The sequence below is a fragment of the Sphingorhabdus sp. genome (assembly GCF_044239005.1).
Classification (GTDB): domain Bacteria; phylum Pseudomonadota; class Alphaproteobacteria; order Sphingomonadales; family Sphingomonadaceae; genus Sphingorhabdus_B.
The window spans coordinates 1-11,277 of the sequence record NZ_JBIICH010000074.1; the positions used below are offsets into that span (position 1 = coordinate 1).

Here is an 11,277-nt window from a genome sequence, read left to right on the forward strand (position 1 = left end):
AAGCAATATACGACGATAGCCGTGCGCGCTCATAATGTCCCTCGTCCCGATACAATAATGGCGCCCAGCTATAGGAGCCGCGCGCCACATCGCCAAGGCTTTATCCCCGTCATGTGACGGGGAAGCCAAGAATATTTATCCGCCGACCGCAGCAGCCACTTCAGCTGCAAAGTCAGACACTTCCTTTTCGATGCCTTCACCAAGCTGGAAGCGGACATAGTCCTTCAACACGATTGGCTTGCCAGCTTCTTTACCAGCTGCGGCAACAACGTCGGAAATCGGTGTCTTGCCGTCCATAACAAATGGCTGGCTCAACAAAGCATTTTCCTTTGCGAACTTCTTAACAGCGCCTTCAACCATCTTTTCGACGATATCTGCAGGCTTGCCGCTTTCCGAAGCCTTCTCACGGGCAATGCCACGCTCGCGCTCCAGTGTTTCTGCGTCCAAACCGGTTTCGTCGAGCGAAAGCGGGAATGCAGCGGCGATGTGCATCGCCAATTGCTTGCCAAGGCCATCAAGCGTTGCAGCGTCTGCTTCGCTTTCGAGCGCCACGAGAACGCCGATACCGCCCATGCCAGGCGCAGCAGCGTTGTGCACGTAAGACACGACGCGACCATTGCTGACCGAAAGCGACTTAACGCGGCGGATAACCTGGTTTTCACCGATGGTTGCGATGTTGTTGGTCAAACGATCCTGAACGGTTTCGCCAGGACCATAAGGCGCCGCCAAAACCGCTTCAGCGTCATTTGCGCTCAGGCTCAATGCAATATTGCTGACGGCAGAAACGAACTCTTGGAACTGTTCGTTCTTCGCAACGAAGTCCGTCTGGCTGTTGACTTCGATGGCGGTACCCTTGGTACCTTCAACGGCAACGCCCACAAGACCTTCGGCGGCCGTGCGGCTCGATTTCTTGGCAGCAGTGGCAAGACCCTTGGCACGCAGCAAATCTACTGCGGCTTCGATATCACCATTGGTTTCTTCAAGCGCCTTTTTGGCGTCCATCATGCCGGCGCCGGAAAGCTCACGCAGTTCCTTGACGGCTGAAGCTGTAATTGCAGACATATTTTGTCCTTTCGAATGAATGCAGCGGCATCCATAGCCGCCAATTTTGTCACTCCCGTGAAAGCGGGAATATATGATCCGAGAACGATGTTTACACCGATATTTCAGACCATGGCCCCCCGAACAAGTCGGGGGGACACAAGCTTTATTTAAGCGTCGGCAGCTGGTGCTTCTTCTGCAGCGACTTCGGCTACAGGTGCAGCTTCTTCGGCCAATGCAGGTTCAGCAGCTGGTTCAACTTCGGCACCAAGGTCAACGCCCTTGGCAACCTTAGCATTTACGTTGCCCTTGGTTGCCGCAGTGGCAACCGCGTCGCAGTACAAACGAATGGCGCGCGCTGCGTCATCATTTGCAGGAACCGGGAACGCGATACCGTCTGGCGATACGTTCGAATCGAGAATCGCGATGACAGGAATACCAAGAACATTGGCTTCCTTGATGGCGAGTTCTTCCTTGTTGGCGTCGATGACGAACATCACGTCAGGAATGCCGCCCATGTCGCGGATACCGCCAAGGCTCATTTCAAGCTTGTCGCGCTCGCGGGTCATCTGAAGAATTTCCTTCTTCGTGAAACCGTGCGTGTCGCCCGAAAGCTGCTCTTCAAGCGTCTTGAGCTTCTTGATCGAGTTCGAAATGGTCTTCCAGTTGGTGAGCATGCCGCCCAACCAGCGGTGGTTGACGAAATGCTGACCCGATGCGCGTGCTGCGTCAGCGATTGGGCCCTGTGCCTGGCGCTTTGTGCCAACGAACAGAACCTTGCCGCCCGACGAAACGCTCTGGGCAACGAAATCAAGCGCACGTGCGAACAATGGCACGGACTGCGACAGATCGAGAATGTGGATGCCGTTGCGCGCGCCGAAGATATACGGCTTCATACGCGGGTTCCAACGGTGTGTTTGGTGGCCGAAATGGGCCCCAGCTTCAAGCAATTGCTGCATGGTTACGACAGGTGCCGCCATGGTACTTCTCCTTCCGGTTGAGCCTCTGGGAAACTAGAACGTCACTGTTGCCTAAAAGACAAAGATCAGCACCGGTATGTGCGTTCCCCATGTGGAATGAGCGGGCCGTTATAGCCGCGGTGGGGATTCGTCAAGAACAAACACCCGCCGTTGGCCAAATGTTGGGCGCCCCCTTGGCAGTGATGCATTCATGGAGCATATCAAAGCACTGAGTGGACACGATCCTCGCGCTCAAAAGCGAGGCCTACGACGCAGGGAGAATTAAGTGCACTGTCACCGTAATTCTATAAATCTAGCAAGTCGGTTCTGCTTGTATCGCCATTGTGATCTGCGAAACTCATGATTTGAAATGCGAAGTAGGTGATTGGCAGTAACTGAAACACCAATTCCGAACAAAAACGGGAGCAATGCGGCGTGGCTAGCAATCGCAAATACAGTAAAGCGTTATCGTTTATTGAAGACGGTTTCAAAGCTTGCTCTCGCAATGCGATTGACTTGGCTGGGGCCGCCGAAACGCTCTCGGCAGAAAGATACTACGCCCCATGCCTATCCATGTCTGTCCTAGCGCTGGAAGAAATGGGGAAAATGTTTTTTATAGACGGGCTCCTATTTGCCAAGTCTGACGGAACCAAGGCGGAGTATTTCGGCAAGTCGTTGAAGAGCCACAACGTTAAGCTGGCTGCAGTACCGATGATTTCAACGCTTGCGACTATAGTGGCTCGATCCGATCCACGCTTCAATGAGCTAGAGATATTTCGAAGAGCTCTGGCGATGGGGCACGAAAATTGGGAGCAAGCAGGCCAAGAGGTTCTGGACCTTGCAGGGCAGGAAAACTTCGAGTTTCTAGACCGTTGGAAACAGTCGGGCTTCTACGTGAGCCTAATAAACGGCAATAAATTTCAATCCCCACGAGATGGCGTAGATCCTAAGCTTGCAGAATGTGTGCGAAAATTTGCTCAGCTCTCGGCAGCGAACCTGGAATTTGCTTTAAGTGATGGAAACTTGAAACGTTATATGGGGCAAGCGAGGGCCATAAGATCGAAATTGTCTGAGCGGGACCATCAAATCTTGGAAGAAAATGCTGAAGAAATGATCGGGTGGTTGTTTGGCTTTGAAGATTGAAAAATTGAAGGGGCTGCAGCAGTTGGTTTTTGACTGTATCACAATAGTCGGCATACACTTGATTTGGCAAAACTAGCTTGTCGCCAAGGACAACCTCGGAGAATTGTATGAAGTTTCTTATACAAGCGATCATAATCTGCTTCGCTGCGTCATCGTCGGCTGCTGCCTATGATTCCAGAGAAGTGGGTTCGGCTGTAGGGAAGTATATAGGTATGGCCGTAGCTATCGATTATTTTTTCGACAAAACAGCTTGTCCGAACCTTATGTTTGGTATGAGAACGAAAAATAGAAGAATGCAGGACTTTGTAATTGACGATATCAATAAGCTTCTGTCACCTTCAGATCGGATTGCATTTCGGCGGATTAAGGAGCCTGCGATTATAAAAAATATGCAAAGGGATGGCGGCGAAGCCTTCCTTCGCATTTATAATTCGAAAAAAAGAGCAAATGCCAAGACGGCCTGCCGTGACACGCAAAATTTTATGATGGGTTACTTGAGTTCTGGTATCGCTGAATTCTATACTGCCGCTCGGCGCTAGCAAGTTGGTCCCGTTGCCATGGAATTACAGAATAGTGCGACTACGGGGCAAACCGACCACAACGAGTGATATGGATTTTAAAAATGGGTTCGGATTGGGCTGACACACTGACAGTTATCCTCGGCATTGCATGGATCGTATTCTGCCTGTCGGCTGCAGTAGGGATGGGCATACTGGATGAAATCAGGGACAATTGGGAAGAGAACCCGTCCAAGGTTGCATTGTATGCTCTTGTGACTTTTCTAATTCCATTTTTGATGTGGATCACACTTTAGGCAGACCTTGTTGTTGGGCGCCCATTTTATCTAACAGAATTACGGTGACCCACGCGTCATTTCCGGACAAACGCCCCATCCCCGTGTTGAACAAACTCCCCCCTCGTCATCCTGAACTTGTTTCAGGATGACGAGGGGGGCATGAGAACCACGCACCAAATTATAGCTTTCCATGGCATCGCACCGCGAGCGTCAAAGAAAGTTATCCACAGCCAATCCCCGAAATACTCCACGTTATTTCGGCGGTGAGAACATGCTTGACAAGATAGAACAAATAGTGAACAATGGCTCAAACGCTGCCCATGCCGGGCCAGCATAGCCCGCTAAATAATTTGGCGGGGGACAGAAAGGACCAGTGCCATGACTATCGTAGCTTCCCTTCTTTTTGTGACCGCGCTTGGCTTGTCAGCCGGCACAATATTTTTAACAGTGCGCAACGCCATGCCGCGGATACGTGAAGTCGTCGAAATGGAATTTGCGGGCGAAGTCGCACGCGAACGGCGCATCACATGTGGCGACATGCGTCGTCGCACCCCTGCAACGATTATCGCATTCCCGGTCGCTGGCCGCGCCATTGGCGAAATGCGCCTCGCCGCTTAACAGATTTTACTGCGCAAACGGGCCGGGCTATCGGCTGCATCATCACGCCGCCGTCATGGCGGCGTTTCTGTGTGTGCATTATATTTGCCATGTTGCACAGCGGCCATGCCTGCTGGCGTCGGGCATAAAAAAAGGGCGGGTGCTTTCGCCCCGCCCCTTTTCCCAAATAGATTTGGCCTGTCTTAGTTGACGGCATCCTTAAGCGCCTTGCCAGCCTTAAACTTAGGCTGAGTCGATGCTTTGATGGTCATTGGTTCGCCAGTGCGTGGGTTACGGCCGGTCGAAGCCTTACGCTTTGCAACGCCGAATGTGCCGAAACCAACGAGACGTACTTCGCCGCCGCTCTTCAGCGCGCCAGTGATTGCTTCAAAGGTCGCTTCTACTGCTTTACCAGCATCTGCCTTGGTCAGGCCGCTTGCTTCTGCAACTGCATTGACGAGATCTTGCTTGTTCATATTGGGAACCCCCCTCTCAAAAATTGTATAAAACCCAAATTATTCTGTAATTGAGTCGCGGCGTGAGCCGGTCGGGCGATAATGATGACATTGATGGTACTGTCAAAGGAAAAATCCGCCCAAAACCGTCATTTTCTGTGAAAAACGGCAAGTTTTGCCCACAACGTGCAATCAAAAGGCATTTATTACCCTTTAATGGGTCACCGACGCCCCGTTTTCGCCGCCAACTGCAGGCGGCAAGGCCGCGGCAAGTTCATCGGCTTCGGTCCATTCTACGGCCACCAGAGGCGACACCAGCGCACGCGCCAGCACCTGATCCACATGGCTAACAGGAATGATTTCCAGACCTTCTTTTATGTTGGCTGGAATATCCGCAAGGTCCTTTTCATTCTCCTGCGGAATAAGCACCGTCTTGATACCCCCCCGAAGTGCCGCGAGCAGTTTCTCTTTCAGCCCGCCGATGGGGAGCACGCGTCCGCGCAAGGTAACTTCACCCGTCATGGCGACGTCACGATGCACAGCAATTCCGGTTAGCGTCGAGACAATACATGTCACCATGCCGATGCCCGCCGATGGACCATCCTTGGGCACAGCGCCCTCGGGAAGGTGAATGTGGACATCCTTGCGCCCAAATAGGCTTGGCTTAATGCCATAGCTCGGCGCGCGCGCCTTAACATAGCTCAAAGCAGCCTGAATGGACTCGCTCATCACTTCGCCCAGCTTACCAGTGGTCTTGATCTGGCCCTTACCCGGGACAGTCACAGCCTCAATGGTGAGCAGTTCACCGCCAACTTCGGTCCAAGCCAGTCCCGTAACCGCGCCAATCTGGTTTTCTTCCTCGCCCATATCGTGGCGATATTTACGGACGCCCGAAAAATCTGCGAGATTTTCAGGCGTAATGGCAATGCTGGTCGCTTTGCCTTCCAAGATGCGGCGCAGCGCCTTACGCGCTAGCTTTGCGACTTCGCGCTCCAACGTACGCACACCGGCTTCCCGCGTGTAATAGCGGATCAGATCACGCAGAGCATCATCGCTGACCGAGAATTCTTCCGGCTTCAACCCATGAGCTTCGATTTGCTTGTCGAGCAAATGTCGCTTCGCAATCTCTAGCTTCTCGTCTTCGGTATAGCCTTCCAACCGGATGATTTCCATGCGGTCCAAAAGCGCCTGTGGCAAATTGAGGCTGTTGGCCGTTGTCACGAACATCACGTCGGACAGGTCCAAGTCGATTTCGAGATAATGGTCATTGAACTTATTGTTCTGTTCCGGATCGAGAACCTCAAGCAATGCAGACGCCGGATCGCCCCGGAAATCCTGCCCAAGCTTGTCGATTTCGTCGAGCAGGAACAACGGGTTCATAGTCCCCGCCTTTTTCAAATTGGCCGCGACCTTACCGGGCATCGAACCAATATAGGTCCGGCGATGGCCACGAATCTCCGCTTCATCACGCACGCCGCCAAGCGACTGACGGATGAACTCACGCCCCGTTGCCTTCGCAATCGATTTGCCAAGCGACGTCTTACCCACGCCAGGAGGGCCGACGAGGCACAAAATTGGGCCCTTAAGCTTGTTGGTGCGCGCCTGCACCGCAAGATATTCAACGATGCGGTCCTTGACCTTTTCTAAAGCGAAATGGTCCTCGTCGAGAACTTCCTGCGCCTTGGCAATATCGCGCTTCAGCTTGGACTTCTTGCCCCATGGTATGCCCAGAAGCGTGTCGAGATAATTGCGTACGACGGTCGCCTCGGCCGACATGGGTGCCATGCCGCGCAGCTTTTTCAATTCGGCATTGGCTTTCGCCTTTGCTTCCTTGGACAGCTTCATCGTGTCGATTTTGTTTTGAATCTCGGCAACTTCGTCGCCGCCTTCGCCATCGTCATTGCCCAGCTCGCGCTGGATGGCCTTCATCTGTTCGTTCAGATAATATTCGCGCTGGGTCTTTTCCATTTGGCGCTTCACGCGGCCACGGATTTTCTTTTCGACCTGCAATACGCCCAATTCGCCTTCCATGAAGGCAAACGCCATTTCCAACCGGCGAAGCGGGTTTGCTTCAACCAGAAGCGATTGCTTATCCGATACCTTCAACTGGATATTGGCCGCAACGGCGTCCGCCAGTGCCGACGGCGTCTCGATTTCCGAAAGCTGCACCGCGGTTTCGGCGGGCATTTTCTTATTGAGCTTCGAATAATTTTCAAACTGGTCAGCGACCGAACGCATCAGCGCGGTGGCTTCAGGACCTTCAGCATTTTGTTCGACAACGAGAGATACTGCCGCTTCGACATATTCGCTGCCGTGCTCAACCAAATCGCGCAGCTGCGCCCGCTGCTTGCCTTCGACAAGAACACGCACAGTGCCGTCGGGCAGCTTCAGCAGCTGCATAATCGTTGCGGTTACGCCGATATCGTACAAATCATCTTTGCCGGGATCATCCTCGGCAGGGTCAAGCTGCGCGACGAGGAAAATTTCCTTGTTCGCCGCCATCGCTTTTTCCAGCGCGACGACCGACTTATCCCGACCCACAAACAAGGGAACAATCATACCGGGGAAAACAACGATATCGCGCAGCGGCAATAAAGGAAGGTTCAGATCCATAGATACTCCAAGTGGGGTCGCGCAAAAATGCGGCACGCCCGTTCCAACGCAATATGAGCGCTCTGCGCAGGCTTTCAATGCATCTGGGCCCCAAAAGCACAATTTGCTGGGGAAAAAACGGGTTTAATGGAAAATGGTGCCGATAATAGCGGAATTAAAACGGCAGTTTGAACCCGGCAGGCAAAGGCAGGCTGCTCGACATTTTGCCCATTTCAGCATTGCTTGCGGCATCCGCTTTTTCACGGGCATCATTAAATGCTGCGGTAATGAGGTCTTCCAGCATCGTTTTGTCAGCAGGAACGATCAGGCTGTCATCGATTGCTACGTTCAGGATGCGGCCTTTTGCCGTTGCGCGGACTTTCACCAAACCGCCGCCCGACTGGCCTTCGACATGAATGGTGTCGAGCGTTGCTTGCGCTTGTTCCATTTGCTGCTGAATGTTTTGAGCTGCCTCTTGGGCGGCCTTGATCATGTCTTCCATGCTTTTCATGCGCTCTTACTCCATTTCATGTCATGAGCGTCGCTGTCGAGCAGCTCCGCCTCCGGAAACGCAGCAAACGCCGCTTTGACCAGAGGTGACTCCAATATCATACGCTTTTCAGCGTCGGCCTTCGCTTGCTCTTGCTCCAACAAGCTTGGCGCAGCCTCACCAGCGCGCTCTTCAACGTCCCAGCGCGTACCGGTCACCTTCGCCAGAGCGTCGCGCAGTTCCGCAACGAAACCGGGCGCAACGGGCCCGGCCAACTGATATGCCAATACCGGTGGCGCATATTCCACCAAACGGACAACATCGCGCAGCGTCATCTCCAGACCGACAAAACCCTCGCGCGCCAAACGATCCAAAAGTGCATGGAAATCGGTGGGCATTAACGTCTGCACTGTCGCGGACTGTGGCGCGCTGGGTCCAGTGGCCGCAGAGGCCGGTGGCGCAGCAAAGCTACCCTGCCCAATCATCTTGGCCAACTCACCGGGATCGGGAAGTGTCGCGGCATGAATAACGCGCAGCAGCGCCATGTCCGCAGCATCGAGCGGCACGGACGCGCGCGCGACCTCTTCCTGCCCCTTCAGCAACAACTGCCACAAACGGTGCAGGACGGGAAAGGACAGACGATCCGCATGCTCTTCCACCAATGCAGCAGCATCGGCATCCAAAGCGCCATCGCGCGGTGCGCCGACTTTTGCGAGCGTCAGCCGGTGTACTTCGGACAAAAGCCCCGCAAACATCGCCAATGGCTCTACGCCCAGATTATATTGACTGCAGGCTTCTGCCAGCATGCCCTGTGCATCGCCCGCCAATATCAGGCCGAACAACCGACGGATTGCGCCGCGATCCGACAGGCCAAGCATATCGCGCACTTGCGCGGCCGTCACCTTGCCATCACCTTCCATGTCGGCATGCGCAATGGCTTGGTCCAGTATCGACAGACCGTCGCGCACGGAGCCCTCGGCGGCTTGTGCTACCAATGTCAGCGCCTCAACCTCGGCCTCAACATGTTCTTTGGCGGCGATGTCCGCGAAATGGTCCGCCAGTTTTGCGGTGGAAATTCGCTTAAGGTCGAACCGTTGGCACCGCGACAAGACGGTAATCGGCACCTTGTTCACTTCGGTCGTCGCAAACAGGAATTTGACGTGGCCGGGCGGCTCTTCAAGTGTCTTCAGCAACGCGTTAAACGCGTTTTTCGACAGCATGTGGACTTCGTCGATGATGTATATCTTGTAACGCGCTGAAACAGCGGAATAGCGCACAGCCTCAATAATCTCACGCACGTCATCAACGCCGGTGTGGCTTGCGGCATCCATTTCGATGACATCGATATGGCGGCCTTCGGCGATAGCAACGCAAGGCTCACAAGCGCCACAGGGATCAATCGTCGGTCCACCCTGCCCGTCCGGACCAATGCAGTTCAGCGCCTTGGCAATCAGTCGCGCCGTCGAGGTTTTACCGACACCGCGAACGCCAGTCATCAAAAAGGCATGCGCCAAACGATCGCGCTTGATCGCATTGCCGAGCGTCTGCACCATCGCATCTTGGCCGATAAGCTCGGCAAAGGTCTGGGGACGGTATTTGCGGGCCAGTACGCGGTAGGCCGCGCCGCCGGCATTCGCCGGCGCAGCTGCTGGCGCTGAAGGCGTGGGTGCGGCAGGAGCTGTCGGTTGCGCTACGGGCGGCAAATCCAAGCCAAGTCCCAAAGCATCATCGGGCATATCCGGGTCGCGTTCTGCGAATTCTGGGCGATTGGAATCGGGCATCATCGTTACGATAGGACGGTCACCGACCTTTGTCGAAGTTTTCTAAAACAAAAGGCGGGGAAAAGTAGGAGCCGGATGACCCGCAGCGAATTCGTTGTGGCTGCTTCCGTCAGGATCTGACCAGGTTGGCGAGTGCCACGTCCATCCGACTCCCACGCCGCATATGGCCGCGACATCGGCTAAATGCAAGTGGGGCGGAAACGAATGTCGGTTAACCATTTGTTTACCATAATTCCATAAGCTTTGACCGTCACAGCAGAAGAGGAAGCCATGGTCCAAGCACCCTCGCAGATAAAATCTTACCAACGATATGAAGACGCCGCACTGGAAGACCGCAGCGCGCCGCGCGTCCGGCTTGATATTCCAGCGTCAATGCGACCGTCAGGATCGCGTGGCTTTGCGGTCATCGTCCGTGATCTGTCGTTGTCCGGCGTTGCTTGTGAGGCATTGACGGCTATGAGCCCAGGCACGCGTGTCTGGCTGACGTTACCGGGGCTGAGCGCGCTTCAGGCAAAAATCGTCTGGAACGATGGCACGATGGTTGGGTGCGCGTTCGACACGCTGCTTAACCCTGCGGTAATGCAGAATATCCTCGCCGGCTTTCCAGCAAAGGACAGTTAAGCGTTTCGCAAATACCAGTCATAGTCGATTGACGGGACCTGACCGAAATAGCGGTCCTGCTCGACGCGTTTGACGATCGTGAACATGTCCACAAAGCGTTCGCCCAGATATTCGCGCATCAGCTTCGACCCATGGAAGCGGTCAACCGCAGCGAACCAGTTGCTTGGCGGCTTATCATCGGCTGAACTGTCGCGGTCGTACCCATTGCCGACGACTGCGGGGCCGGGATCAATCTGGTTGACGATGCCATGATGGATGCCCGCAAGCACGCCAGCGACAGCCAGATAGGGGTTGGCATCAGCGCCGCATGCGCGATGCTCAACATGGCGGCTTGCCGCCGGGCCGGCCGGTATCCGGAACGAAACGGTGCGGTTGTTGACGCCCCATGTCGGCGCGACGGGCGCATAGCTGTTCGCCTTGAACCTGCGGTAGCTGTTTGCATGCGGCGCAAATAGCGCAAAACAGTCGCCCACCGCTGAAATCATACCGCCAATGGCATGGCGCAGCATTGGCGTGCCTTCGGGATCATCCGATGCAAACAGGTTTTTCCCGTCGGCATCGTTCATCGACACGTGGATATGCATGCCGGAGCCTGCTTGTTCAGCGAATGGTTTCGCCATGAAGGTCGCTTCCAGACCATGTGCTTGCGCCACGGCCTTCACCACCCGTTTGTAAATGATTGCATCATCGCACGCCCGCAACACGTCGGGCTTGTAACGCAAGGTCAGTTCGCACTGCCCCGGCGCAAATTCGGATATCGCGGATTCCAGTGGAAGCCCCTGAATATCGCAGGTTTCATACA

11 protein-coding genes and 1 other RNA gene are annotated in these 11,277 nt (G+C 54.5%); 4 read left to right on the plus strand and 8 right to left on the minus strand.

Annotated elements, in window-relative coordinates; all coding sequences use genetic code 11:
• Nucleotides 1-135 precede the first annotated feature (135 nt).
• Both tsf and rpsB read right to left on the minus strand, forming a co-directional pair.
• Nucleotides 136-1,062 (minus strand): translation elongation factor Ts, encoded by a 927-nt coding sequence (gene tsf, locus ACILQA_RS07115; RefSeq protein ID WP_395629071.1) that lies wholly within the window; start codon nt 1,060-1,062, stop codon nt 136-138.
• 149 nt (nt 1,063-1,211) lie between these two features.
• A complete protein-coding gene (gene rpsB / locus ACILQA_RS07120; protein ID WP_183940311.1) occupies nt 1,212-2,021 on the minus strand; it encodes a 30S ribosomal protein S2 in 810 nt (269 codons plus the stop codon).
• Nucleotides 2,022-2,435: 414 nt separating this feature from the next.
• Here rpsB and ACILQA_RS07125 point away from each other — a divergent pair, with 414 nt between their 5' ends.
• From ACILQA_RS07125 to ACILQA_RS07135, 3 genes are all read left to right on the plus strand, one after another.
• Entirely contained in the window at nt 2,436-3,143 is a 708-nt protein-coding gene (locus ACILQA_RS07125) for an AbiV family abortive infection protein (protein ID WP_395629072.1), read from the plus strand.
• Nucleotides 3,144-3,250: 107 nt separating this feature from the next.
• Nucleotides 3,251-3,682, plus strand: coding sequence for a hypothetical protein (locus ACILQA_RS07130; RefSeq protein ID WP_395629073.1), 432 nt, complete (start codon nt 3,251-3,253; stop codon nt 3,680-3,682).
• Nucleotides 3,683-4,317: 635 nt separating this feature from the next.
• A complete protein-coding gene (locus ACILQA_RS07135) occupies nt 4,318-4,557 on the plus strand; it encodes a hypothetical protein (RefSeq protein ID WP_395629074.1) in 240 nt (79 codons plus the stop codon).
• Nucleotides 4,558-4,739: 182 nt separating this feature from the next.
• On the opposite strand, the gene ACILQA_RS07140 is transcribed toward ACILQA_RS07135, so the two are convergent.
• The 5 genes from ACILQA_RS07140 to ffs all read right to left on the minus strand — a co-directional run bounded on the left by ACILQA_RS07140 (nt 4,740) and on the right by ffs (nt 10,010).
• Nucleotides 4,740-5,012, minus strand: coding sequence for an HU family DNA-binding protein (locus tag ACILQA_RS07140; RefSeq protein WP_324477394.1), 273 nt, complete (start codon nt 5,010-5,012; stop codon nt 4,740-4,742).
• A 192-nt stretch (nt 5,013-5,204) separates the two neighbouring features.
• Complete coding sequence (gene lon / locus ACILQA_RS07145) at nt 5,205-7,604, minus strand: endopeptidase La (protein WP_395629075.1); 2,400 nt, start codon at nt 7,602-7,604, stop codon at nt 5,205-5,207.
• A gap of 154 nt (nt 7,605-7,758) precedes the next feature.
• Nucleotides 7,759-8,094 (minus strand): YbaB/EbfC family nucleoid-associated protein, encoded by a 336-nt coding sequence (locus ACILQA_RS07150; RefSeq protein ID WP_324477398.1) that lies wholly within the window; start codon nt 8,092-8,094, stop codon nt 7,759-7,761.
• Nucleotides 8,091-9,809: a DNA polymerase III subunit gamma/tau gene (locus ACILQA_RS07155; protein ID WP_395629076.1), complete on the minus strand. Its 1,719-nt coding sequence runs from the start codon at nt 9,807-9,809 to the stop codon at nt 8,091-8,093. The genes ACILQA_RS07150 and ACILQA_RS07155 overlap by 4 nt, the downstream gene beginning before the upstream one ends.
• Before the next feature lie 106 nt (nt 9,810-9,915).
• Nucleotides 9,916-10,010, minus strand: an RNA gene (gene ffs / locus ACILQA_RS07160) — signal recognition particle sRNA small type.
• Between the two features lie 114 nt (nt 10,011-10,124).
• Here ffs and ACILQA_RS07165 point away from each other — a divergent pair.
• On the plus strand, nt 10,125-10,475 hold the full coding sequence (locus ACILQA_RS07165) for a PilZ domain-containing protein (protein WP_395629077.1): 351 nt from the start codon (nt 10,125-10,127) through the stop codon (nt 10,473-10,475).
• Here the strand turns inward: ACILQA_RS07165 and ACILQA_RS07170 are convergent.
• The coding region (locus tag ACILQA_RS07170) for a glutamine synthetase family protein (protein ID WP_395629078.1) at nt 10,472-11,277 on the minus strand (806 nt) is incomplete at its 5' end. The genes ACILQA_RS07165 and ACILQA_RS07170 overlap by 4 nt on opposite strands.